Consider the following 25,181-nt stretch of genomic DNA (forward strand, 5'->3'; position numbering starts at 1 on the left):
AATGAATAATCTCTTCCTTATTGCCGAAATTGCCCAAGCCCACGGCGGCAGTTTGCAAAAAGCCCATGACTATATTGATGCCGTTGCGACTACAGGCGTTGATGCCATTAAATTTCAAACTCATATTGCGGATGCTGAAAGCAGTATTCATGAGCCGTTTAGAGTCAAGTTTACTGAGGCCTATGCTACTCGGTTTGACTATTGGAAAGCGATGGAATTTACCATAGGGGAGTGGAAAGAATTAAAGGAACACTGTGATGCGACTGGTTTGGAGTTTATGAGTTCGCCGTTTAGCAATGCCGCTGTTGATGTATTAGAAGAAGTAGGTGTTAAGCGTTATAAAATTGGATCAGGAGAAGTCAGCAATTTTTTATTGTTGGAAAAATTTTCCCAAACTAAAAAACCTGTTATTCTCTCTTCAGGGATGAGTTCTTATGACGAGTTGGATGCTGCGGTAGCCTTTTTAAAGGAAAGACATGTGGCCTATAGTATGATGCAGTGCACTACCGCATACCCCACAAGTGCTGAACAATTGGGTTTAAATGTTATACAAGAACTTAAGAACCGGTATCAGGTGCCTATTGGATTTTCTGATCATTCAGCTCAAATAAGTACCGGCGTGGCTGCCGTGGCAATGGGGGCTGAGTTTTTGGAATTTCATGTAATCTTGGATGCCAATGAGATGGGGCCAGATGCCAGTGCTTCACTTACCATAGCGCAAGCAAAACAACTCACTAATGATGCACGCTATATTCATAAAAGCTTACAGCATCCTATAACAAAAACCGATACGCGTCCGTTTTCTGAACTCAAACAAATCTTTGAGAAATCCTTAGCAGTCAATAAAACCTTACCAAAAGGACATTATTTATCTTTTGCCGACTTAGAGGCTAAAAAGCCAAAAGGTTTTGGAATTGATGCTTGTGAATTTGAAAAGGTTATAGGAAAGCAATTGAACAGGACATTGGCCGCATGGGAGTTCTTAAATACAAAAGATATCGATTAAATGGAAAGTATTAGAAACATATGTGTGGTGATTACCGCCCGCCCGTCTTACAGTAGGGTGAAAACGGTGCTAACTGCTATAAATGAACACCCTAATTTACAGTTGCAACTGGTGGTGGCAGGATCAGCCTTATTGGACCGTTATGGCAATGCCGCCGATTATATAGAGCGCGACGGCTTTAAGATTGACGAACGTGTTTTTATGGTGCTAGAGGGCGAGAACAAGACCGCTATGGCCAAAACCACAGGTCTTGGAGTTATGGAACTTGCCAACGTCTTTTACAATTTAAAGCCCGATGCGGTGATTACGATTGCCGACCGTTTCGAAACCATTGCTACGTCTATTGCTGCGGCCTATCAAAATATTCCTTTGGTGCATTTACAGGGCGGTGAAGTTACCGGGAATATTGACGAAAAAGTGCGTCATGCCAATACCAAGTTGGCAGATATTCATTTTGTTGCTTCAGAAGATGCCAAGGCTCGGGTGATCAAGTTAGGAGAAGATGCTGATTTTGTTTTTAATACCGGCTGCCCATCGATAGATATTGCCCAAGGCCTAACAGATCAAACGGAATTAGATTTTAATCCCATAGAGAAATATGGTGGGGTAGGTGGGTTGACGGAGATGCCTGAAAATTATTTGGTAGTGCTGCAACACCCCGTCACCAATGAATATCATAAAGCGAAGTCTGACATTACCACAACCCTCCACGTGATTAACGAATTGGAGATCCCAACGTTTTGGTTTTGGCCCAATGTAGATGCAGGATCTGATGGCACTTCCAACGGGATTCGTGCCTTTAGGGAGAAACACAATCCGAAGCATATTCGGTTTTTTAAGAATATGGACGCTATAGATTTTTTAAAATTGTTGCACCACAGCCAATGCTTAATCGGCAATAGCAGTGTGGGAATCAGGGAATGTTCTTTTTTAGGAATTCCTGTGGTGAATATAGGCACACGGCAAAACAGAAGACAACGCGGTCAAAATACAGTAGATGTGACCTATGATGGTAGTGCTATTAAAAATGCAATTTTAGAGCAATTGAAAACATCTAAACGTGAAGCCAGCACCATTTATGGCAATGGCAATAGTGGTAAAAAGATTGCTGATATTTTGGCGACCGTAGAATTGCGCTTTCATAAAACCATAATGTATTGATGAGAATATTGGGCATTATTCCGGCAAGAGGCGGTTCAAAAGGTATTCCTAAAAAAAATATTAAATTATTAGAAGGGAAACCGTTGTTGACATACACCGCTGAGGTTGCCTTACGCTCAAACCTGCTTTCAGAAGTCATAGTGTCCACGGACGATGATGAAATTATGTCCGTCGCCAAAAAACTAGGCATTAAAACACCTTTTAAAAGACCTGCGGAATTGGCCCAAGATGATACCCCAACGGTAGAGGTGATTCTTCATGCTTTAAATTGGTATAAAAATCAGAATATTCATTTTGATGCGGTTTGTTTATTGCAAGTGACCTATCCCTTCAGAACCTTGGCGTTTTTAGATGCGGCTATTGACAAGTTTAGTTCCTCTAATTGTGATGCCTTAATCTCGGTTCAAAAGGTGCCACATGTTTATAATCCCCATTGGACTTTCGAAGCAAACGACAAAGGCTATTTGGATATAGCGACGGGTGAATCTAAAATTATTAGTAGACGACAAGAGTTGCCGGAGGCTTACCACCGGGACGGGGCTATTTACTTGACCACCACCAAAACGCTTCTGGAGCAGCGGTCTCTATATGGAAAAAGAGTGGGTTTTATAGAATCGCCCGCTGAAGGCTATGTTAATTTGGACAGCATGAACGACTGGAACAAAGCAATTGACTTTATTAAGAAAAACAAAGTATAATGTGCGGAATTGCAGGAATTATCGGAGATTATAAAAATTATGATTTCAATAGGATGTTATGGTGCCAAAATCACAGAGGACCAGATGCCACTCAGGTTTTCCAAGATAAGGATCTTGCAGTTTTAGGTCATAACAGATTGGCAATTATAGATCTTTCATTTGAAGCAAATCAACCTTTTTTGGATGGATCAAGTAGATATGTCATTGTGTTTAATGGTGAGATTTACAATTACATTGAATTGAAGTCAGAGTTAAAATCAGCATATAATTTTAAGACGGAATCTGATACTGAGGTGTTGCTTGCAGCGTATATGGTGTATGGTAAAGAGTGTTTACATAAACTTAATGGAATGTTTGCCTTTGCTATTTGGGATTTACAGAATCAACATCTTTTTGCCGCTAGGGATAGATTTGGCGTAAAACCTTTTTTTTATACAAATGTAAAAGGAGCATTCCTGTTTTCTAGCGAAATTAAAGCCATTCATAATAGCGGAACTCCCAAGGAACCCAACCAAAAAGTTTGGATCAATTATTTTTCTAGTGGTAGTTACGGTATGCCGAATGAAACATTTTGGGAAGAAGTACATCAATTGCCACCAGGACATTATTTAGAGTATCAAGGTGACACTACCTCAATAACAAAATGGTATGATTTTGTTTTGGCCGTCAAAAATCAACCTCAAATAAATGATTATAACCAAGCCAAAGAGCATTATAAATCATTGCTGTTAGAAAGCATTAAACTCCGTTTTAGAGCAGATGTACCAATTGGAATTAATATCAGTGGCGGCTTAGATAGTTCTGCATTATTGGCTTTTGTAAACGTTTACACTTCCAATTCCTCACAAATTGAAGCTTTTACTTTTTACACGGGAAATTCTGATTATGATGAATTGCCTTGGGTGGAAGACATGATCAAGCATTATCCAAATCCATTACATAAAGTGCTGCTGTCCTCAGTAGAGGTACCGGGTTTAATAGAAAAAATAAGTGAGCATCAGGATGAGCCTTTTGGAGGTATCCCAACCTTAGCCTATGCAAAATTATTTGAGTGTGCCTCAAAGAAAGGTATTAAAGTGCTTTTGGACGGACAGGGCATGGACGAACAACTCGCGGGATATGATTACTATACCAATAATGTTAAAAGTTCCATTCAAGGTGTTACAAAAAGCCCCTTTAGACCAGAAATATTAAAAGAGCATTTGTTGATCTACACTAAAACTATTGTTTATCCTACACCTTTTGACAATGCTGTTCAAAATTTGCAATACAGAGATTTGTTCTATACAAAAATTCCTAGGGCATTACGTTTTAATGATAGGATTTCAATGGCGTTTTCAACAGAACTACGAGAGCCTTTTTTGGATTATAAGATGGTTGAATTTGCCTTTTCTTTACCAATAGAATACAAAATCAACAAGAATCAATCAAAAAAAATACTTCGTGATATTTTAAAGGATTATGTTCCTGATACTTTAGCCTATGCCCCTAAACGACCATTACAAACGCCACAAAGAGAATGGTTAGGACACGAACTCAAAGGTTATGTTGAATCGCATTTATTTCACATTAAGTCAGGACCGTTTAAGGACTGGTTTTGTGCTGATGCAATTGATAAGGTTTGGAATGACTACTGTAATGGTGATAACGAGTCTAGTTTTCATATCTGGCAGTTGGTAAATTTCTCAGTGATGATGACCCCTAAAGAAGCATATATAAGTTAGAATGCATAATAGAAAAGTGAAATTATTTATTTTAATTCCTGATGGTGTGAGCTTGCGTAACTTCGCCTATACCTCTTTTTATAAAATTGCCATTGACAGGGGGCATGAAGTTGTTTTTTGGAATAATACACCATTTGATTTGGAAGCATTTGGCTTTTCGCAAGAACGTATTATAAAACCAAAGTTACATTGGTTAACTACCATTTTGAAATCCGCAAGATTACGTGTGGAATTGGACTGTTTTGGGAAGCGTACACAAGATCCTGTTTATAAAAGTTATGTGTTTCCACTATCGCGTAGCGGTTGGAAAAACGGGTTAAAAGCCTTCTTGATTTCTTTGGCTGTATTTTTTTTAAATTCAGAAAAAGGATTGGCTTGGTTAAGAAAAATGATTCCTATCTTGGAACAGCGCACGGCTTATTATAAGGCCTGTAAAACGATATTAAAACAGCACCAACCAGACCTAGTGTATTGTTGCAGTCAACGTTCAGTTATGGCTATAGCACCGTTACAGGCGGCTAAGAGTTTGGGCATACATACTGGTTGTTTTGTCTATTCATGGGATAATTTACCCAAAGCAACCTTAGATGTAACAGCTGATTATTATCATGTGTGGAGCAATCACATGAAACTAGAACTTTTGTTTTATTATCCATTTGTGGAAAGCAACCAAGTTGTAGTTACAGGCACACCACAATTTGAACCCCATTATAATACTGATATATTACAAACAAAGGAGATGTTTTATCAAGAAAACAATTTAAACCTAGGAGTTACTTATTTGTGTTATAGTGGAGATGATGTCACCACCTCTCCAAAAGATCCGTTGTATCTTAGAGATGTCGCAAAAGCAATCCGGTATTTAAATACCAAAGGGCATACTTTGGGTTTAATCTTTAGACGTTGCCCTGTAGATTTTACGAATCGTTACGATGCGGTTATTGAAGCATACAATGATGTAATTGTACCCATTCAACCGATTTGGAAAAAATTGGGCGGCGCATGGGACACAATTTTGCCCCTGCCAGAGGATGTGACCTTGTTAAGTAATTTGGCCTTACATACTGCAGCAGTTATTAACTTGGGATCTTCGATGGTATTTGATTTTGCCATCCATCAGAAACCTTGTTTGTATATGAATTATAATTATTTTAATGACGCGAATGTTCCTGAACAAGGGGTGTATGTTTATGATTATGTTCACTTTAGATCAAAACCTACGGATGCCGTTGTGATATGGTTGAATCATCCAAACGACATTGCGACGTCCATCGCAGCTCTTTTAGAACATCCTCATCCGACCGTAAGTGCCGCTAATTTATGGTATGAAAAGATCAATGAGCATCCAGCCAATTTTGCCTCAACACGTATTTGGGACAGTATAGAAACTATTATTAAAATTTAATTGACTTAAACAGCACTATGCATATTGCCTTTCTTACACCAGAATATCCACACCCAACTTTCAATCGGACAGGGGGTTTGGGCACCAGCATTAAAAATCTGGCCCAAGGATTGGTTGCTCATGGGATTAAGGTAACTGTGTTTGTTGTAGGTCAACAAAATGATGCTGACTTTTTAGAAAAAGGTATAAGGGTAATAAGTATTTCTAAACAAAAACACTGGGCTTTCAATTGGTATTTAGAACGAAAGCGATTTCAGAAAATCATCCAAAAATACATTGATAAAAATTTCATAGATCTCATAGAGGTTCCAGATTGGACAGGTATTTCTGCTTTTATGGAATTCAAGATACCGCTTGTTATTCGGCTTCATGGGAGTGATGGCTATTTTTGTCATTTGGAGGGCAGGAAACAAAAACCAAAACATCGTATTTTGGAAAAACGGGCCCTTAAGAGTGCTGATGCCATAGTTTCAGTAAGCAGGTTTACTGGGACACTTACCAAAGAAATTTTTGGATTAAATAAAGTAATTGCTACCATTCCCAATGGCATCAATACTGATGATTTTAAACCATTGGACCTTACGATCAATCATGGTCAACTATTGTATTTTGGAACCATTATTAGAAAAAAAGGGGTATTGGAGTTGGCTGAAATATTCAATAAGGTGGTTAAAAAAGTTCCAGAATGTACACTCTTGCTGGTTGGGAAAGATGCCATTGATGTTTTTGAAAAGGTTTCGACCCTATCACTTTTTATGAGTTTGTTATCTGATGAAGCCAAAAAAAGAGTGCGACATTTGGAGGAAGTGCCGTATGCTGAGGTTCAAGAGTATATTGCAAGTTCTCAAGTAGTGGTATTGCCAAGTTTTGCTGAGGCCTTCCCCATGACGTGGCTGGAAACCTTGGCCATGGGAAAAGCACTCATAAGTTCGAACATAGGTTGGGCAAATGAGTTAATGATTGATGGTGTAACAGGATATTCAGTAGACCCTAAGGAGCATGAGTTGTATGCTGAAAAAATTAGTGAATTATTAAAAAATTCTAACTTATGCGAATCGTTTGGAAAAGCAGGACGACAGCATGTCATCAATAATTTTTCAACAACGATTATAGTACAACAGAATATAGAATTCTACAAAAGCATGATCAACCTATGATTATTGTTTACCATGATAATAAGAAAGTGGATTCCATTTTTGATCATCAACGTCAAGAGAACATTTTGGTAAAAGAAAATCATATCTTGAAAACCTTGATGCATCTTTCGTCTAGACATAGCGACAGGATTTTGGTTTGGTGCAGGATAGAATGTAAAGCATTAGTAAATTATGAAGAAATTTCGGATAGCTTTAAAATAAAAAACACCATGATCTCCTACGGTAATGGATTTTATTTACCTGATGCTATTGGCTATGTTGAAAATTCCCCATTTATAAATGTCAATACTTCTGTAAAATATCCATCATGGCTAATGCATTCAGCTGTGGGAGCGATATTTGGATCCACGCTCTTAAAATTCAAGAATGTTAATTTCACGAGCGACTTTAATTATGATCTAAATTCTATTGCGAAACTAGGGATGGCCAATGGCCTCTTTTGTTATTCTGAACCTAAATTGTTATGGAAGCCCATTGCGTTTACAGAAAAACCAGCAGGACTGTTTGCCCTATTTCGTTTTGTTAAACAGCATTACAGAACCCGTTGGGTGTTGTTGCTCAGCTTGAATTTTTTGTGGCATGAACGGACGTTGACATTGCTGCCCCTTCTGTATAGCCTGTTTTGTAGAAATCGGAAGTTCGGAGGCAGTATTCTACTGGAAACATTAACGACAGGTGCAATAACCAGATTACCATCTATTGACGTCATTATTCCTACTATTGGACGTGCCAACTATGTGCATGACGTTTTGAAAGATTTAGCTCAACAAACCCATCTGCCTCATCAAGTCATTATTGTGGAGCAAAATCTAGAAGAAGGCAGCAAAACCGCGTTAGACTTTATTTATTCCGAATCGTGGCCTTTTAAGATTGACCATCATTTTATACACCAGACAGGGGCTTGTAATGCCCGGAATTTAGCGTTAAAACACGTGGTTTCCGACTATGTTTATTTAGCTGACGATGACAATAAATTTGGCGCACATATCATTGAGCAAACACTAAATCAGATGCTTGCTTTTAATTTAGAAGTTGTTTCAATGTCTTATTTACAGAAAAATGAGGTGGAACATTTAAGGCAGCCTATGCAATGGCCTACTTTTGGTGCAGGATGCAGTATTATGAAATCTTCTTATTTAGAAAGTGTTTCTTTTAATATGGCTCTGGAGTTTGGTTACGGTGAAGATGTCGATTTTGGGATGCAGTTAAGAAATAATGGTGCGGATATTATTTATTTACCGCATATACCAATTTTACATTTAAAAGCGCCCATAGGCGGATTTAGGAGCACCTTTAAACAACCTTGGATAGATGATGCTGATCGGCCAAAACCAGCGCCTACAGTGATGCTTAACAATATAATGAATAAAACAAAATGGCAAATATTAGGTTATAAAACACAATTGTGCATTAATTATTACTTTGTTCAAGAGGTTAAAAACCCATTGCTTTATTTTAAGAAATTCAATAAGCAGTGGGACCGGAGTATCTATTGGGCAAATGTTTTAAATAAGTGAAATGAATATAAGAGAAATTCAACTTTTAGAAGTGCTCAAAAAGGACAAAGTTCTTATTGTGTTTGTTTTATTAAGCCTTTTTTCTTTATTAAGGTCGCTGGTAGTCCCTTTATATGGCGATGAATTGACTTATGTTAAAATAGGAGAACATATTTTAGAAGGGAGATATTATCTATTTGAACACCCTTCAACAGTAACTCCAGTTTTACCTTTTATGGTTGCTCTTTTCTATACATTCGCTAACCCTGTATTGGGTTTTATCTTAATGAAGTGTACAAATATTTTATTGGCTTTTTTAGGCTTTCGATTTTTGTATCTTTTTTTAAAAGAACAAAATCTCAATATATCTATTGTTTTATCTATATTGCTTTTGACCCTAACGAATACCCATAGCATTGCATGGTTTTCGAGTTTGTATCCAGAGTCCATATTGTTTTTTAGTTTTTGGGGATTCGTCTATTATTATTGTAAAGCCATTTCTGTGTCAAATTTTAAAAGGATGCTATTGTTCTTTCTTTTGCTGACCATGACACGTTATTTGTATACTGTATTGGGAGTCGCTGTAATTGTTTATTATTACCGTTGCTTTAAATCGGATGATTTCACTAAGAACCATATAAAAAAGATTTTATTTTATAGTGTTATTTACGCCTTGCCAGTGCTATTTTGGTTTAAATATGTGTATTTGATTGAGCAAAATAATTTAAGTGAGATCAGTTATTTTGATCGGTTTAAAGAAGATTCAGGATTGATGACCAATATTTTATCTGGATTAGGCTTGGAAAAACATCCAGAGGTGAGTAGGATTAATGGCATTCCTGCTTTTGTTTCTTTGTTTGTGCCTATTACGGGATTTCGACATTATCTGTCCAGTCTTATACTAATTGGATTATTTTTATTAGGTTATATAAAGACTCAAAAGCCAGAGGGAATAAAGTTTATGTTTTATGCGACCATTCTAGTAATGCTGGGGTTGGTTTTTGCAGGAACTGGTTTTAGTCGTTATTGGCTTGTCCTATTACCGTGTTTCTATTTAGGATACTACTATGTTTATAAAGATTTTAAATTTAATGATGCCTGGTTTTTGAGAATTTCAAAAATTATTGCCATCGTTTATGTTATTAACGAAATACGATTAGATTATTTAATTATCGGGAAATATCTTTGACTGTGTATTTTATTTTGATTCATTTACCTAATTTCAATTAACCAACCAATAATCCTATGTCTCATTTATTAATATACATGCCTGCTTTAAATGAAGCAAAGACCATTTATAATGTTCTAAGTTCCATTCCGAAAGAATTTTTTGGTTTTGATAAGATTAGTTTGTTAGTGGTTGATGACGGCAGTTCAGATCATACTGAACGAGAGGCGATGCGGGCAAATGCGACGGTTTTAAGTCATAAACATAATAAAGGCGTTGGAAGCGCATTTGTTACGGCCGTAGATTACGCATTAAAAACAAAGGCTGATATATTGGTCAGTATTGATGCTGACGGTCAATTTGATGTCAATCAAATTGCAGAAATGATTGCTCCAATAAATGAAAGTAAAGCCGATTTTTGTATCGGCAATAGGTTTCTTGATAGACGGCCAGAAAATATGCCTTTAATAAAATACTGGGGCAACAAGCAAGTAAATAAACTTGTTGGATTTATCTCAGAAGAAAAGATACAAGATGCGTCCTGTGGCTTCAGAGCTTATTCCAGAGAGGCATTAATGAACTTAAATTTACATGGTAGTTTTACTTATACCCATGAAGTAATTTTAGATTTATTAAATAAAGGTTATAGTGTAAGTCAGGTTCCAGTAAATGTCACCTATTTTGAGGATAGAGAATCAAGGGTAGCTAGTAATTTAATTAGTTATGCCGTTAAGACTTCTAAAATCAGTTTAAAATGTTTAAGAGACTATAAGCCTTTTTACTTTTTTGGGATTGTTGCGCTCGGTTTTTTTTTAGTCTCGTTTTTTTTAGGAGCTTTTGTAGCCGCTCATTGGATTTTTACGGAGAGTATTACACCCTATAAATCTTTTGGTATTATTAGTCTGATCTTGTTTTTGGTGTCGATCCTCTTTCTAGTATTGGCCCTTCTTGCGGATATGCTTGGACGAATAAGGCATAATCAGGAAAAAATATTAGCATTAATAAAGGGACAGACTTATGAAAAAGATTGAGATTTCAAAGCTAAAGGCTCGTCCGGAATTAGAAGATTTTTCTGGAAAATATGAAGACACAAGTTTTATTTCAGAATATTTGGTGAGTAACTATTTTAAATCCGTTAAAAAATTATTGTCTAAAACATATGAAGTTACTTACGCACACGAGATAGGTGCTGGTGAAGGAAGATCGACCATGCGTTTAGGGAAAATGGTGCCAAATCTTACTGCATCAGAGTTTGTAGCACAACAAGTAGTATTGGCAAAGGTTAATAACCCTAATTTGAATGTTTTTCAGGAGAATGTGTACCAACTAAAATATGAAAAAGATAGCGTAGATCTTGTATTCCTTTTAGAAGTGCTTGAACATTTAGACCATCCTGAAATAGCTTTAGAAGAATTGAAAAGAATTTCCAAGCGTTATTTGATTTTGGGTGTGCCTAGGGAGCCATTATGGCGTCTTTTGAACATGAGTAGGTTGAAGTATTTAAAAAATTTAGGCAATACGCCGGGACATCTAAATCATTGGTCGAAGTCATCCTTAATTAAATTGATTGAAAATAAATTCGGAAAAGTCATTGCTGTTGAATCTCCTATTCCATGGACAATTGTTTTGGCAGAAAAACGTAAGATTTAATTATGGTAAAAAATCCCAGATTAAATTTTAAAATTTATTTTGAATGGAGAAGATAAAGAGCATATTAATATCAGAAAACTATAAATTAGTAAAGAAATATACTGTACTAAGTGTTTTTGGTTATCTATATGTGTTTACAACACTTTATATTCTAGTTGATTTTTTTTCGATTAATAAAACGATATCATTTATTTTGTCATATGGATCGTGGTATATTGTGCTTTATGTACTGCAATTAAAGTACCTCTTCCAGACACATCACAATAAAAGAAAAATGTTGAGATTTTACGCCTCATTATTGTTTTTTTATATATGGGCAAATTTATTTTATAATTTGGGCATTAAATATGAAATCCATTACCTTCTCTCAACACTAATCACAATTATTATATTGTTGCCTCTAAGATTTGTGGTGTCGAAAATGTTTGTTTTTAAAGATTAAAACACAACCAATTTAATGCTGGAAGATATAAATTTTCTGAAATTTCTTCAAAATTTATTTGATTATGTAAATTACCACTTGATAAATTGTTTTGAAGCTAATGCTAAAATATACTAACTTTAAATGACCTTTACACTCATCATCTGCACCTATATGCGTCCGAATGCCTTGTTGGTTTTATTAAATTCAGTAGCCGTTCAAACCCTTTATCCCAATGAGATTCTAATTGTTGACGGTTCGCTCAACAGTGAAACGGAACAAATTTTAAAAGAGCAGCCTTTTAAAAATTTAGTCTATCATAAAGTTGATGATCAGCATAGTGGCTTGACTAAACAACGCAATTATGGCATTTCAAAAGTTAACCGACATTCACAAGTGATCTGCTTTTTAGATGACGACACCAAATTGAATGAAGCATATTTTCAAGAAGTGATAACAGTGTTTGAGAAACACAATTCAGTCGTTGGAGTAGGAGGAGTGGCTACTAATGAAAATAGATGGCAAAAAGTCGAAAAGAATACATACTATTCAAAATTTAAATATTATAAATTAGATGGCTATGTTGTAGAAGAAGGGCTTAGGAATCGTTTGAGAAACTATCTGTATCTTCAATCGGAGATGTTACCCAATCAAATGCCAGAATTTTCGCATGGCAGAACATGTGGCTATCCTTTAAATAATAAAATATATGAAGTAGATTTATTGATTGGAATGTCTTTCAGTTTTAGGGCATCCGTTTTTAGATACATTCAGTTTTCCACTTATTTTGAGGGTTATGGCCTATATGAAGACGCTGATTTTTCAATCAGATCACAGAAGTATGGTAAAAATGTTATTGTTACGTCTGCTACACTGGAACACTTTCACGATTCAGGCGGTCGTCCAAATATGTATAAATATGGGAAAATGGTTATCAGAAACGGCTGGTATGTATGGCGGTTAAAACACCCTAATCCTCATTTAATAGCGAATCTTAAATGGCATTTAGTTCATTTTTTACTTTTTTCGATCCGTCTCATGAATGTTTTTACTACAACAAAACGTTCTGAAGCATTAAATGATGCCGCAGGTCGCTTTGTGGGATGGTTAAGTTTAGTATTTAACAAACCAAAAGTGACTTTATGAAATTGGCGATATTTACATTAGTGCAGCACAGTTGTAAAAAGCAACAGTATTATGGCTATGCACCATATGTTAATGAAATGAATCTTTGGGGCAATTACGTTGATGAGCTGATTGTTGTAGGTATTAAAAAACCAAGCAATAAAGTAGAGGGTATTGATACCGCTTATCACCATAAAAAACTAACATTTGTTCCGGTGCCTAATTTTAATATTTTGGGACTTGCGTCTGTTTTTAAAACACTTTTTAAGGTACCGTATATTTTTGTTAAATGTGTCCAAGTGATGCATCAAGCCGATCATATCCATTTAAGATGTCCTGCAAACGTGAGTCTCGTAGCCTGTTTTGCCCAAATCTTTTTTCCAAATAAAAAGAAATCTACCAAATATGCGGGTAATTGGGATCCGAAGAGCAATCAACCTTGGACCTACAGATTGCAGCAAGCCATCTTGCGCAACACTTTTTTGACTCGCAATATGCAAGTCTTGGTGTACGGCGAATGGCCAAATGAAACGAAAAATATTCAGCCTTTTATCTCGGCGACGTATTATGAGGATGAGAAAATCCCCTTTAAGCCTAAGAATTATAAGCAAACTTTGAGTTTTGTGTTTGCTGGAGCTTTGGTGGTCGGTAAACGGCCTTTGTTGACCATTCAAATCATCGAGAGCTTGCATAAAAAAGGAATTTCCGTCATCTTGCATATGTACGGCGACGGCCCTTTAATGCCGGAATTGCAAGACTATGTCAAGAAGAACAGCTTGGAGACTGTTGTTTTTCTTTACGGCAATCAGGATAAAAGTGTGGTTAAGGACACTTTAATGGACGCCCATTTTAATATTCTGCCCTCTAAAAGTGAGGGCTGGCCAAAGGCGGTTGCCGAAGGCATGTTCTTTGGATGTATCCCCATTGCAACACCTGTTTCCTGCGTTGGCTGGATGCTCGGCGAAGGCACCCGAGGCATTTTAATCGCACCCGAAGTGGAAACGGCAGTTTCACAAATTGTGACTGCCTTACATAGCGCTGACTTAAATAGGATGGCCCAAGAGGCTTTAACATGGTCACAACACTACACGTTTAATCGGTTGGAGGCTGATATAAAGAGGGTGTTAGAGGGAACTTATTCTTATTAGTGGCAGGGGTCAATTGGCAGGGTTCAGTTGGCAGTTTTCAGTTGGCGGTTTTCAGTTGGCGGTTTTCAGTTGGCGGTTTTCAGTTGGCGGTTTTCAGTTGGCGGTTTTCAGTTGGCGGTTTTCAGTTGGCGGTTTTCAGTTGGCGGTTTTCAGTTGGCGGTTTTCAGTTGGCAGTTTTCAGTTGGCAGTATTCAGTTTTAGTGGGTGGTTGTGGTATGAATGAGATGAGGGAGAATTTGCTATATGGCTGCGTTCTTAACGGGGAGCGGGCAGGCTGGTAATGATGATCTTAAAAATCTAATGGCGTGATGAGCAATCCAAAATAACCTTAGCTAATAATTAATACATTAAAGAATAGACCTATGCGTGTTCTGCAATTAATAGATAGTTTGGAAGCTGGAGGAGCGGAACGGATGGCGGTCAATATGGCCAATATGCTTTCTGAAACTGTTGAGCGCTCCTATATTTGTGCCACACGACAGGAAGGCTTATTGAAAGCGACTATAAAGCCTGAAGTGTCGTATGTGTTTTTAAATAAGCAGCGTGCATTGGATTGGGCTGCAATTTCCAAATTAAGGCGGTATATCTTAGAGGAGAAAATTGACATTATCCACGCACATTCGACCTCCTTTTTTATGGCAATACTTATGAAATGGGTACTTCCAAAATTGAAAATTATTTGGCATGACCATTACGGCGACAGTGAAAATTTGAAAAATCGTAAATATGGTGTGCTAAAGTTCTGTTCTACCTACTTCTCCTTGATTATAAGTGTTAATACCGATTTGAAAAATTGGGCACACAGCCATTTGAATTGTAAAAAGGTAGTCTATTTGCCTAATTTTGTAGTTCAGGAAAAGGATCTGCATAAAGTAACGCAGCTAAAAGGCATTTCTGGGAAGCGGATTTTATGCTTGGCGAATTTGAGGGCTCAGAAAGATCATCATAATTTGTTAAAAGCTTTTAAATTGGTACATAAACAGTACCCTGAATGGACGTTGCATTGTGTGGGTCAGGATTTTAAGGATCGCTATTCAGATTCGGTTTATCAATTGGTAACAGCTTTGGATCTGGAGCAGCAGGTATATTTTTATGGCAGCTGCTCCGATACAAACGCTATTATTGGGCAGGCCGATATTGGAATCTTATCCTCTTCCTCAGAAGGTTTGCCATTAGCCCTATTGGAATACGGTCAAGGGCAATTGCCCATTGTGGCTACCTCTGTAGGCAATTGTGTGAGCGTTATTCCTGAAGCATGCCGTGAGTTTCTGGTGCCGCCAAACAACCCTGAACTTTTGGCGGAACAACTGATGGTTTTGATTTCTGATGGCATCTTGCGACAACACACTGGAGATTTGATTCATCAGCATGTCATGAAACATTTCTCAGCTTTAACGGTAAAAGAGAAATTAATGTCGTTTTATACCGAACTCTAAAAAATTACACTATTTTGCATCCCCTTGATACTTGAGTCCCATGAGCGCCAAACAACGCTACCGTTATCGCTTTACCAATGATGCTTACGTCGCATTGATTGTGCTGCATATTATTATGGGCATTTTCATCAATCTGCTCCCTGAGTTTTCCACATTGTATTTTGCTGTGGTCTGTGGGTTTTTTATATTCAAAATCATTGTAACGCCACAACGGGAAAAGGTAATTTGGGTACTATTCGGTGCATCCTATTTTGTAGCTGCTGAATCTCTGTTTAGAATGACAGGAGGTGGCCTGTTTTATGAATTCTCTAAGTATTTTGTGATACTATTAATGGGGATGGGGATGTTTTATGATGGCATTTCTGGTAAAGCGTATCCGTATTTTATCTATCTCATTTTATTAGTTCCGGCTGTAGTTGTGGCATCTACCACCTTAGGCTATGAGCTGAATTTTAGAACTAGTGTGGCCTTTGTGTTGAGCGGGCCAGTATGCCTAGGAGCTTCAGCATTGTACTGTTATAATAAAAAAGTCAGTAAAGAGGTGCTCCTGCAGATAGTAGCGTGTATGAGTTACCCTATTGTAACCATGACAACTCATTTGTTTCTATTTAACCCCAGCGTTAAAGAGGTGCTGACTTCTACAGGATCAAATTTTGCCACATCAGGTGGTTTTGGTCCTAATCAAGTATCTACCTTACTAGGTCTAGGCATGTTTGCTTTAACAGTGCGGTTTTTTCTAAAATCGCGAACCTTATTTTTAAAGATTTTTAATATGTTGCTTTTGGCGGCGGTATCCTTTAGAGCTTTGGTAACCCTGAGTAGAGGAGGCGTTTTTGGAGCGTTAATCATGATTGCAGCATTTTTAGTAATTATTTATGGGGTCTCTAAATACCGACAAAAACAACAAATTATGGTGTCCGTGTTTCTCCTTATTGTGATAGGGTTTACAACTTGGACCATTAGTTTAAATCAATCGAGTGGTTTGGTGGGCAACCGTTATTCTAATGAGGATGCTTTGGGAAGGGAGAAAAAAGACATATCTACAGGCCGTTTGGAGTTGTTTGTACATGAGTTTGAAGGGTTTAAGGATAATCCTTTTTTAGGGGTTGGTGCCAGCGGTATGAAGCAGGCACGTTTAGAAGAAGATGGCAATATTGTCGCTTCTCATAATGAAATTAGTCGCTTACTATCCGAGCATGGCCTATTAGGCGTATTAATTTTAGTTATTTTAATTTTTAAACCATTAGATATCAGGAGTACAAACCGTAATAATATCTTTTTTTATTCCTTTTTGGGATTTTGGTTCGCGACCATTAACCATTCCGCTATGCGGATTGCGGCGCCTGCTTTTTTATATGCGCTCGCACTTTTACATGTAACCAATGAAAAACCTCCTCTACGTCGGAAACCATCTCCAGAGCTCCCAGCGTAACGCGAGTTACAGCACTGTTTTAGGGCCTTTGTTAGCGAAAAGTGGTTATAAAATCCGTTATACCTCGCGTATAGACAATAAGGCGCTACGGCTTATGGATATGCTTTGGACGACCTTAAGGACGAAGAACACAACAGATTTGGTGTTGATTGACACCTATAGCACCCAGAATTTTTATTATGCCGTAATGGTGAGTCAGCTGTGCCGACTCCTGAAGCTGCCCTATATCCCCATTCTTCACGGGGGCGATTTGCCCCATCGTTTAAAGAATTCGCCTAAATTGAGCAACCTGCTTTTTGAAAATGCGTTTGTGAATGTCTCGCCATCACTGTACTTAAAGGCACATTTTAACCAGTATGGTTTCCAAAACGTGGTGCATATTCCAAACACTATTGCCCTGGCAAATTATCCCTTTGATAAAAAAACCTTTGATGCGCCCCGATTATTATGGGTGCGTTCCTTTTCCGAAATTTACAATCCTGAGTTGGCCATTCAGGTGCTCAATGAACTTAAGAATCGTGGGTATCCTGCCACGTTGTGTATGGTAGGCCCGGATACAGATGGGAGTTTGGCTAAAGTCAAAAAATTGGCCGATACCTTAAATGTTGAGGTTATTTTCACGGGTAAACTTTTAAAATCTGATTGGATTTCGATATCCAAAGAATATAATGTATTTATTAATACTACCAATTACGATAATACGCCGGTGAGTGTCATTGAGGCCATGGCACTGGGACTTCCTGTGGTGTCCACAAATGTGGGTGGCATGCCCTATTTGATCAAAGACGGTGTCGAGGGGTTGTTAGTGTCTCCAAACGACAAAATAGCAATGGCAAATGCCATTTGCACAGTATTAGACGCCCCCTCTCGAACCGCAACGATGACCATAAACGCGAGACACAAAGTTGAGCAATTTGATTGGGAGAAGGTGAGAGGGCTTTGGGAGGAGGTGTTGAGGATGAGAAAGGAGTACGGAAAATAGAGAAAAGAAAATAGAGAAGAGAAAATAGAGAAGAGTTGAGCGCGAAGGAAATTTTTCGGAAGTGGCTATGGTAAATGGCGCACTATATTTTAATACTGAATACTGAATACTGAATACTGAAAACTGAATACTGAATACTGAGGACTGAATACTGAATACTGAGGACTGAAAACTGAGGACTGAAAACTGAGGACTGAAAACTGAGGACTGAAAACTGAGGACTGAAAACTGAACAGACAACAGACCAAAATAACCTATCCAGAAACGTTTTGTGCTTGCTGAAATTTAATTAATTATCTAAAATCCGATAAAGTGTTGCATAATTGTCAAGACTTATTATCTTCGTTTGAAGATTACCTAATCCATGCCGCATAAAACCATCCATTTTCAAGTGTCAGAGCGCAAACTCTTACTGAGAGGGGTAGATACTTTTATGATGCTCTTTGGATTGGAGGTGTTGTCTCTCTTATTTGACGCTGCATATCTCGATATTAGCTGGGAAAACAGTGTTGCAATTCTAATATTGCTGTTTTATTTTAGCGTGTTTGGAACTGTCTTTGAAATGTACGACTTAAAGAAATCGAGCCAGTTGGATGCGACCTTTAAAACGCTGGTATTTACAGTGTCTACAACCGTATTATTTTACTTTCTTACTCCTTTTTTTACACCATTTTTACCAGAAAAACGACTGCAGATAGTCTATTTTTTCCTGACTATTGTGGTCGCTATTTTTATATGGCGGATAGCCTATGTCAAGTTGATGGCTTCACCAAGATTTTATAAAAAAGTCATATTGGTTGGTGAAGTGGCATTTTTGGACGATTTCGTTAAAGCGCTCCTTCAATCCGATCCCAATTATAAAATTATTGGCTTTATCAGTTGTGAATCATCTGGCATTAGCCTTGATAAAGCCCTCGGGATAAAAGAGTATCTGTCCCAAGACTTGGTGCAGGTCGTTGAGCGTGACAACATCTCTGAAGTTGTTGTGGCCAATTACAACTCTGGAATGATTAGCGCCAGCATTTATAGTGATTTACTATTGCTCTTACAGGGGGGTTATGTCATTAGGGAATATACCCAGGTGTATGAAGAAATCACCCACCGGGTTCCTTTCCAGTTTGTAGGTAAGGATTTTTACACGTATTTCCCTTTTAGTAGAAGTAATCAAAACACATTGTACCTCTTCTTTAATCGTGTTTTTGATGTACTATTTTCTATCGTTGGATTGTTTTTAGGAAGCCTCATGTTGCCTTTTATACTTATAGGTAATTTTATTGGTAATAGAGGGCCATTGATTTATAGTCAGCAACGCGTTGGGAAAGATGGTTCCGTTTTTAATATCATCAAATTAAGAACTATGATTGTAAACGCGGAAGAAGCGGAAGCGCGGTGGGCCCAAGAGAACGATGTGAGGATTACCAAATTTGGAAAATTCTTGCGTGGAAGTCGGATTGATGAAATTCCCCAATTTTTAAATATCATTAAAGGCGATATGAGTGTCATTGGACCTCGTCCTGAGAGGCCATATTTTGTGAACAAACTCGCCCAAACTATTCCGTTTTATGAAACGAGACATATTGTGAAACCAGGCCTTACAGGTTGGGCGCAGGTGAAATCCAGGTATGGGGCCTCTGTTGATGATAGCATCGTTAAATTGCAATATGATCTTTATTATATTAAGCGTAGAAGTTTCTTTTTAGATCTTAATATTATGGTTAAAACCTTGAGTACGGTCTTGTTTTACAGAGGACAGTAGAGGGAGGTGGGAATTGCGACCCGCCCGAACGTGGCTTTTCGGTACGGGTGGGTTGTTGAAATTGAAATTGAAATTGAAATTGAATATGAAGATGAAATTGAATTTGAAGATGAAATTGACGTCGTATTTGATTGTGCAATATTTTCGATGTCCCTAGTTGTTTTAATTGTTTTGCAGATTATGATGTGGCTTAATGGAAGTGAAAACTAATGCTAATTGTTGTTTGTATAGGATGTAAATTATATTAAACTGCAAACTCCAAACTCCAAACTCCTAGCACGAAAATGAATGTAATGGCTTGTACTTAGCTGGTGCAAAGAACAAAAAAGCATATTCTAATTTAGAATCTAATTATTCCGTTATGTAAAATTTTGAATCTGTCATTTAGTTTTAATCTATACAGTTATTCTCTGTGAAAATGTCTATTTGTGCTTAAGTGTTTCTTAATTAATGTTATTGCCCCTTTTTTATAACGATATAAACTTTGTTGAAGTTCAAAATTTCATAGGGAACGGAAATATTATAATTAACAAGTGTTTTACGAACTGCTTCTTCATTCGTATGACCATCAATATAAATTAAATTGCAATTATCCTGAATTTGAGGGCCGTTGGAGGAATAAGAATAGTTAGATCCTAAATAGTATGAAATAAACAGTGTCCTATCAAAAGAACCTTCGCTCAAAGCCCTTGTTGGCACTTTGCACTTTGATAAATTAAAATTACCTTCAATATACTTTGATGCATCTCTCCAATTTTGTTTTTTATAAGTGTAATTTTTATATGATGAAATTGTTAATAATCCCATTAAATATAAAAGAATATACTGTTTCTTGTCATTATATAATTCATTAAAAATAAAAGATAAAAACAGGAGAATTAGAGGTATACATACGATTAAGTACCTTTCCGATATAAGAAATGTTTTTAAGCTAATGAAATAAGCTGTTAAAAACAACCATACAACTGGTAGTAAAATTATCATATATGTTTTTATGATCTTTATAAAGTTAGGTATCGTAATTAAAAATGGAATAAATAAAAATATTAGAAATAATAAACCAAATTTATTGAAAGCCAAAAGAGTTGAGAAATTCAATATAATCCCAATAATATTATTCTTAAACCAGGAAACATCTTGAATGTGATTTACGAAATTGACGTAATAAAACTGAAAAAATAGCCAAAGAACAGCAGTGGCCCCAATAGCAAAAGAAATTAAAAAGATAGTTATCGTAGAGTTGAGCCTTTTTAATAATAATGAATATATAATTGCGACTGAAGACAATGAAAATATTAATAGACTTCCAAAATGATGAGTATAACATATTAAAACTCCAGCAACAAAATAATAGACAGTCAATTTTTTTTTGATTTTTAAATTGTCTCTAATTTTTATAATAAAAACACAATAAATAACACTTACTATTGAAGCCAGCGCATAAAGTAAAGCATACATCCTTGCCTCTTGGGCAAAATATAATACACCAGGAGTAAAAGCACATAACGTTAAAAATATAATTGCAATTCTTCTTGTGAAATATTTTATTACAAATAAATATGAAAAAATAAGACCAAACAAAGTGAACAGATAGCTTAAGAACCTAATTGAAATATCACTCGAACCAAATATTTTCCCCCAATAAAATAATAGAATATAGTATAATGGCGGATTCCCATCTTTTGAAATATAATCAGAAAACATTAACATTAGAGATTGTGTTTTTACAGCAGCTATTGCTGAAAAAATCTCGTCCAGCCATAATGATTCTCTACCAATATTAGGTATTACAATTAAGGAAGTAATAAATAGAATTATAGAGGTCAGTAGTTAGTTGCATATAATTTGATTGTGATATACTTTTTCCCTATTAACCATCTTAGTTATTAGATTATTAAAGATTGTTGCCTTGCTCTGTGAACGGTTTATCCTAAAACAGAATTCATTAAAATATCTGTTTATGTTAAAATCGCTGACCCAAGAATATGTTGTTCTAATCCATGATTTTACTTGATGAATCATTGTGTGCAACGCTTTAAAATTCAAGCCAGAGTTACTTTCAATCTGTGTTATATTATATACTTTGGCAATGGGTCTATAACCTCGCCATTTATCAGTGGTTACTTTTGCATCTCGACTTATGTGGTTTATAAATATATACTGTAAGGATTGTGCTGAAAAATCTTCAATACGCATTGCATACATTCTTTTCACTTTGCCATCTTCTGTAAGCTCAACGGCTGTTATGGCTTTCTTTTTCTTGGTGTTGTAACTCCTACCAACTTTTTCCTTTTCTCGTCCGCCCAGTACAAATTCATCTACGTGGACATTTCCTTGCATTGGATTATTGCCGCTGGACTCCATAGCCTCTCTTACCTTGTGCATCCACAATCGAGCTGTCTTTTCAGTCACACCATAACGAACTCCCATATAACTAGCAGAAAGACTCTTAGTACTTGTTCCCATTTCAAATGTGATGAAAAACGCTTTGCGAACACCAAACTTTACTTTATGGAATAAAGTGTTGGAAGTCGCAGATTCTTGATGGGAACAGATATTACACGTGCGAGAGTAATCCTTTCGTGTCTGGGCTTTCTTATGCCCACATTTAACACACTCAAAACCGTCTTTCCACTTAATTTCAGCTAAGTATTTCTTGCAATTTGCGTCTGTTTTAAACCGATCAGAGAACTCGAGAAGGTTTTGACCGTTGAAAATATCCATGTTATCCTTATTTTTATTGACTTTAAAGATATGAATTTAACTACTGACCTCTATAGAATTATATATATACTTCTTTTGGAATCAAAAAAATAATCTAATAAATTTATTTTCATATTTATATTTAAAAAATGAATCGCTACGCTCTAAAGTTCTTTGTGTTGAATTTGCTGGAAAAAGAAATGACCAAAATTGTTAAATTCGCTAAACACCTAAAGTACTAAAACTGACCGAGTCTGTGGAAATTTCTTCAGAATTTTATAAATAAGCGAGGACCAGCAAGCATATTGTAATTAAACCTCAAAAAATAAACATAAATTACCTTAGACGTATGTGTATATAAGCTTTGGCAACCACGAAGTTACTTTGGTTGGGGTTTTGTGGTAACACTTTACGATTTATGATTTATGACCCGCCCGAACGTGGCTTTTCGGTACGGGTGGGTTGTTGAAATTGAAATTGAAGATGAAATTGAAATTGACGTCGAAGTTGTTTGTGCCATCTTTTCAATGTCACTAGTTATTGTAATTGTTTTGCAGATTATGATGTGGCTTAATGGAAGTGAAAACTAATGCTAATTGTTGTTTGTGTAGGATGTAAATTATATTAAACTGCAAACTGCAAACTGCAAACTGCAAACTGCAAACTGCAAACTCCGCACTCCGCACTCCGCACTCCAAACTCCACACTCAAAAAACCCTGCTTCGTCGAAACATCGTAATCAAAAATACGAATAGCGCCACAAAAATGGCGATACGTGCAATATAATCGCCGGCGAGGGTGTAGAAGGAGATCTTATCATTGGAAATTAAGGTACCAGATAAGGCACCCTGGGTATTGTATGCTAAGGAAGAGGTGATTTCTCCTTTGGCATTAATCAGTGCGGAAATGCCGGTGTTGGCACTTCTCACAATATCACGTCGGGTTTCGATGGCTCTTAACCGGGCTAAACTTAAATGTTGCTTATGGCCTTGGGTGTCACCCCACCAGGCATCGTTGGTGATGATGGCCAGTACCGTGGCCCCGTTTCTCACATAACCCGTTACAAATTCGCCGTAAACCGATTCATAACAGATGATTGGCGCTGCAATCAGGTTCTTATTATCCGTGGTAAATACTTCGCGGTCTTCTTGAGTGGTTTTCATGGCCAGCGTGCCCCCTAAATCGATCATGAAGTCTCCAATCAGAGGCTTAATGATTTCTGGATAGGGTAAGGTTTCGACGCCCACCACTAATTTCGATTTGTGATACAACTGCACGCTGTCACTTTGGTTGAGCAGCATGGCAGAATTGTAATCGTCATACCAAAATCCGCTGCTGTGTTTATTAGACTGTTCCTTGATCTGTGCACTATCAGTGATAAAATTGATAAAGGATATACCGGTTAAAAGGTTCGTCTTCGGGTGTTCTGAGAGATACACATCCAATTTCCTTTTAAAATACATGTCTTCCAACTGGCTAATCTTTACATTGTCTGCAAAGACGGTTTCAGGTGCCACAATCAAATCCGTTTCTGCGTTTATTTTGGTGTCCGTTAATTTTAGTAGCAAATCGGCGATAGCTTCATTGGGTACATCGTATTTTTCAGAATAGGGATCGATATTTGGCTGTAAAGCGATCACGTTTACCGGCGTTCCTTCCATTTTATAAGAATGAAAAATCCCTAGCGAGATGAGAATGGGGACCACGATCAAACTCACAATCAGGATGCCCTCTTTTTTAAGTGGTTGGACAGATTTGGCAATACGGTAGGTCAATACGGCTTTGAACATTAAAATATTGACGAGCCACACCCATAAACTACCGCCAAAGGTGCCTGTATATTCGTACCATTGAATCCAAGTAATATATTCTGAAAACCCATTGCCCAAATTGAGCCACGGCCAGGAAAAATCCCAACCCAAATGCAGTTTCTCAAAGGCCATCCATAAACACATGATAAACAACAGACTAATATTTCGGGTTGCTCGTTTGGCCACACTGTGGTACAGCACCATCATAAGCGCCATCAAAAGGGAGTTGACCAAAATGGCAAAGCTGGCGCCAAATACGTCGGCATACTGTAGCCAATTGGTGGTGATGTAGTTCCAGATGACAAATCCAATATAACTATACCCGAAAACAACCAATTTTTTCCACCCTACACTGGAGGTTCTAACCCGATGCTCCATCAATAATAACGGTACAAATCCTATAAATAATAAGAGTGGAAACCCGTAAGTGGGCCAGCCAAGGGCTAATATAAATCCGGAGAGTAGCGCTAAGATGAAGTTTTTCATTGGGTAAATTTACAAACAAATTGTTTAGGATGGAATAGGGAGGGTGGGGAAAAGAGAATATTGAACAAAGAATATAGAACAGAGAATTAAGATGTAAGTATTAAGAATCAAGACACAAGGATTAAGAGCCAAGAGCCAAGAATCAAGAAGCAAGAATCAAGAATCAAGAACCAAGAACCAAGAAACTTAAGATGTACATTCAGTAAATATTAAGAACCAAGAACCAAGAACCAAGAAGCAAGAAGCAAGAAGCAAGAAGCAAGAAACTTGAGAACTGAAACAAGAACTTTGTAAGTCCCTGATATAGGTTGACCACTTTAATCAAAGTGTAAACTTATGAAAGCAAATTTAAAAACCTTAAAAAAGCACCGTATTTATTCGGAAGAATTTAAGCTCCAGATTGTTCATGATTTCGA

At 37.0% G+C, this 25,181-nt stretch carries 21 protein-coding genes; 18 read left to right on the top strand and 3 right to left on the bottom strand.

The annotated features are described in order from the left end of the window. Nucleotide 1 precedes the first annotated feature (1 nt). The 18 genes from ES711_RS14890 to ES711_RS16305 all read left to right on the top strand — a co-directional run bounded on the left by ES711_RS14890 (nucleotide 2) and on the right by ES711_RS16305 (nucleotide 19,975). The gene (locus tag ES711_RS14890; RefSeq protein ID WP_146894097.1) at nucleotides 2–1,006 is read left to right on the top strand and encodes an N-acetylneuraminate synthase family protein; all 1,005 of its coding nucleotides are present in this window, start codon (nucleotides 2–4) and stop codon (nucleotides 1,004–1,006) included. Then, on the top strand, nucleotides 1,007–2,167 hold the full coding sequence (gene neuC, locus ES711_RS14895) for a UDP-N-acetylglucosamine 2-epimerase (protein ID WP_146894098.1): 1,161 nt from the start codon (nucleotides 1,007–1,009) through the stop codon (nucleotides 2,165–2,167). It begins immediately after the preceding gene. Next, nucleotides 2,167–2,865 carry an acylneuraminate cytidylyltransferase family protein gene (locus ES711_RS14900; protein WP_146894124.1) on the top strand — a complete coding sequence of 233 codons (699 nt, stop codon included), beginning with the start codon at nucleotides 2,167–2,169 and terminating at the stop codon, nucleotides 2,863–2,865. The genes neuC and ES711_RS14900 overlap by 1 nt, the downstream gene beginning before the upstream one ends. Beyond that, entirely contained in the window at nucleotides 2,865–4,589 is a 1,725-nt protein-coding gene (gene asnB, locus ES711_RS14905; protein ID WP_146894099.1) for an asparagine synthase (glutamine-hydrolyzing), read from the top strand. The genes ES711_RS14900 and asnB overlap by 1 nt, the downstream gene beginning before the upstream one ends. Nucleotide 4,590: 1 nt before the next feature. Then, nucleotides 4,591–5,994 (top strand): UDP-glycosyltransferase, encoded by a 1,404-nt coding sequence (locus ES711_RS14910; RefSeq protein ID WP_146894100.1) that lies wholly within the window; start codon nucleotides 4,591–4,593, stop codon nucleotides 5,992–5,994. Between the two features lie 17 nt (nucleotides 5,995–6,011). Beyond that, nucleotides 6,012–7,151 (top strand): glycosyltransferase family 4 protein, encoded by a 1,140-nt coding sequence (locus ES711_RS14915; protein ID WP_146894101.1) that lies wholly within the window; start codon nucleotides 6,012–6,014, stop codon nucleotides 7,149–7,151. Beyond that, nucleotides 7,148–8,668 carry a glycosyltransferase family 2 protein gene (locus ES711_RS14920; protein ID WP_146894102.1) on the top strand — a complete coding sequence of 507 codons (1,521 nt, stop codon included), beginning with the start codon at nucleotides 7,148–7,150 and terminating at the stop codon, nucleotides 8,666–8,668. Before ES711_RS14915 ends, ES711_RS14920 begins: the two co-directional genes overlap by 4 nt. A 1-nt stretch (nucleotide 8,669) precedes the next feature. Further along, complete coding sequence (locus ES711_RS14925) at nucleotides 8,670–9,836, top strand: hypothetical protein (RefSeq protein WP_146894103.1); 1,167 nt, start codon at nucleotides 8,670–8,672, stop codon at nucleotides 9,834–9,836. A 77-nt stretch (nucleotides 9,837–9,913) separates the two neighbouring features. Continuing rightward, complete coding sequence (locus ES711_RS14930; protein ID WP_170245280.1) at nucleotides 9,914–10,846, top strand: glycosyltransferase family 2 protein; 933 nt, start codon at nucleotides 9,914–9,916, stop codon at nucleotides 10,844–10,846. After that, nucleotides 10,833–11,465 (top strand): class I SAM-dependent methyltransferase, encoded by a 633-nt coding sequence (locus ES711_RS14935; protein ID WP_146894105.1) that lies wholly within the window; start codon nucleotides 10,833–10,835, stop codon nucleotides 11,463–11,465. The genes ES711_RS14930 and ES711_RS14935 overlap by 14 nt, the downstream gene beginning before the upstream one ends. 43 nt (nucleotides 11,466–11,508) lie before the next feature. Continuing rightward, on the top strand, nucleotides 11,509–11,907 hold the full coding sequence (locus ES711_RS16640) for a GtrA family protein (RefSeq protein ID WP_146894106.1): 399 nt from the start codon (nucleotides 11,509–11,511) through the stop codon (nucleotides 11,905–11,907). A 123-nt stretch (nucleotides 11,908–12,030) separates the two neighbouring features. Continuing rightward, nucleotides 12,031–13,032: a glycosyltransferase family 2 protein gene (locus tag ES711_RS14945; protein ID WP_146894107.1), complete on the top strand. Its 1,002-nt coding sequence runs from the start codon at nucleotides 12,031–12,033 to the stop codon at nucleotides 13,030–13,032. Then, nucleotides 13,029–14,159, top strand: a complete 1,131-nt coding sequence (locus tag ES711_RS14950; RefSeq protein ID WP_146894108.1) for a glycosyltransferase family 4 protein — start codon at nucleotides 13,029–13,031, stop codon at nucleotides 14,157–14,159. Before ES711_RS14945 ends, ES711_RS14950 begins: the two co-directional genes overlap by 4 nt. 362 nt (nucleotides 14,160–14,521) lie before the next feature. After that, nucleotides 14,522–15,595 carry a glycosyltransferase gene (locus ES711_RS14960; protein WP_146894109.1) on the top strand — a complete coding sequence of 358 codons (1,074 nt, stop codon included), beginning with the start codon at nucleotides 14,522–14,524 and terminating at the stop codon, nucleotides 15,593–15,595. A 40-nt stretch (nucleotides 15,596–15,635) separates the two neighbouring features. Then, complete coding sequence (locus tag ES711_RS14965; RefSeq protein ID WP_146894110.1) at nucleotides 15,636–17,027, top strand: O-antigen ligase family protein; 1,392 nt, start codon at nucleotides 15,636–15,638, stop codon at nucleotides 17,025–17,027. Further along, a complete protein-coding gene (locus ES711_RS14970; RefSeq protein WP_146894111.1) occupies nucleotides 16,978–18,009 on the top strand; it encodes a glycosyltransferase family 4 protein in 1,032 nt (343 codons plus the stop codon). The genes ES711_RS14965 and ES711_RS14970 overlap by 50 nt, the downstream gene beginning before the upstream one ends. A gap of 364 nt (nucleotides 18,010–18,373) precedes the next feature. Then, complete coding sequence (locus ES711_RS14975; RefSeq protein WP_146894112.1) at nucleotides 18,374–19,765, top strand: sugar transferase; 1,392 nt, start codon at nucleotides 18,374–18,376, stop codon at nucleotides 19,763–19,765. Between the two features lie 6 nt (nucleotides 19,766–19,771). Further along, nucleotides 19,772–19,975, top strand: coding sequence for a hypothetical protein (locus ES711_RS16305; protein ID WP_170245281.1), 204 nt, complete (start codon nucleotides 19,772–19,774; stop codon nucleotides 19,973–19,975). A gap of 243 nt (nucleotides 19,976–20,218) precedes the next feature. Here ES711_RS16305 and ES711_RS14980 read toward each other — a convergent pair whose 3' ends face one another. The 3 genes from ES711_RS14980 to lnt form a co-directional block, all read right to left on the bottom strand. Further along, on the bottom strand, nucleotides 20,219–21,469 hold the full coding sequence (locus ES711_RS14980) for a glycosyltransferase family 39 protein (protein WP_170245282.1): 1,251 nt from the start codon (nucleotides 21,467–21,469) through the stop codon (nucleotides 20,219–20,221). Between the two features lie 126 nt (nucleotides 21,470–21,595). After that, entirely contained in the window at nucleotides 21,596–22,489 is an 894-nt protein-coding gene (locus ES711_RS14985; RefSeq protein WP_146894114.1) for an IS1595 family transposase, read from the bottom strand. Nucleotides 22,490–23,175: 686 nt separating this feature from the next. Then, nucleotides 23,176–24,765, bottom strand: a complete 1,590-nt coding sequence (gene lnt / locus ES711_RS14990; protein ID WP_146894115.1) for an apolipoprotein N-acyltransferase — start codon at nucleotides 24,763–24,765, stop codon at nucleotides 23,176–23,178. Nucleotides 24,766–25,181: the final 416 nt, after the last annotated feature.

This window comes from Gelidibacter salicanalis (assembly GCF_007997285.1).
GTDB classification, from domain to species: Bacteria; Bacteroidota; Bacteroidia; order Flavobacteriales; family Flavobacteriaceae; genus Gelidibacter; species Gelidibacter salicanalis.

Coding starts and splice junctions, on each gene's coding strand:
- ES711_RS14930 (WP_170245280.1), top strand. CDS start 9,914: ATGCCTGCTTTAAATGAAGCAAAGACCATTTATAATGTTCTAAGTTCC.
- neuC (WP_146894098.1), top strand. CDS start 1,007: ATGGAAAGTATTAGAAACATATGTGTGGTGATTACCGCCCGCCCGTCT.
- ES711_RS14890 (WP_146894097.1), top strand. CDS start 2: ATGAATAATCTCTTCCTTATTGCCGAAATTGCCCAAGCCCACGGCGGC.
- ES711_RS14945 (WP_146894107.1), top strand. CDS start 12,031: ATGACCTTTACACTCATCATCTGCACCTATATGCGTCCGAATGCCTTG.
- ES711_RS14985 (WP_146894114.1), bottom strand. CDS start 22,489: ATGGATATTTTCAACGGTCAAAACCTTCTCGAGTTCTCTGATCGGTTT.
- ES711_RS14920 (WP_146894102.1), top strand. CDS start 7,148: ATGATTATTGTTTACCATGATAATAAGAAAGTGGATTCCATTTTTGAT.
- ES711_RS14910 (WP_146894100.1), top strand. CDS start 4,591: ATGCATAATAGAAAAGTGAAATTATTTATTTTAATTCCTGATGGTGTG.
- ES711_RS14980 (WP_170245282.1), bottom strand. CDS start 21,469: ATGTTTTCTGATTATATTTCAAAAGATGGGAATCCGCCATTATACTAT.
- lnt (WP_146894115.1), bottom strand. CDS start 24,765: ATGAAAAACTTCATCTTAGCGCTACTCTCCGGATTTATATTAGCCCTT.
- ES711_RS14960 (WP_146894109.1), top strand. CDS start 14,522: ATGCGTGTTCTGCAATTAATAGATAGTTTGGAAGCTGGAGGAGCGGAA.
- ES711_RS14950 (WP_146894108.1), top strand. CDS start 13,029: ATGAAATTGGCGATATTTACATTAGTGCAGCACAGTTGTAAAAAGCAA.
- ES711_RS14900 (WP_146894124.1), top strand. CDS start 2,167: ATGAGAATATTGGGCATTATTCCGGCAAGAGGCGGTTCAAAAGGTATT.
- ES711_RS14965 (WP_146894110.1), top strand. CDS start 15,636: ATGAGCGCCAAACAACGCTACCGTTATCGCTTTACCAATGATGCTTAC.
- ES711_RS14925 (WP_146894103.1), top strand. CDS start 8,670: ATGAATATAAGAGAAATTCAACTTTTAGAAGTGCTCAAAAAGGACAAA.
- ES711_RS14935 (WP_146894105.1), top strand. CDS start 10,833: ATGAAAAAGATTGAGATTTCAAAGCTAAAGGCTCGTCCGGAATTAGAA.
- ES711_RS14970 (WP_146894111.1), top strand. CDS start 16,978: ATGAAAAACCTCCTCTACGTCGGAAACCATCTCCAGAGCTCCCAGCGT.
- asnB (WP_146894099.1), top strand. CDS start 2,865: ATGTGCGGAATTGCAGGAATTATCGGAGATTATAAAAATTATGATTTC.
- ES711_RS14915 (WP_146894101.1), top strand. CDS start 6,012: ATGCATATTGCCTTTCTTACACCAGAATATCCACACCCAACTTTCAAT.
- ES711_RS16640 (WP_146894106.1), top strand. CDS start 11,509: ATGGAGAAGATAAAGAGCATATTAATATCAGAAAACTATAAATTAGTA.
- ES711_RS14975 (WP_146894112.1), top strand. CDS start 18,374: ATGCCGCATAAAACCATCCATTTTCAAGTGTCAGAGCGCAAACTCTTA.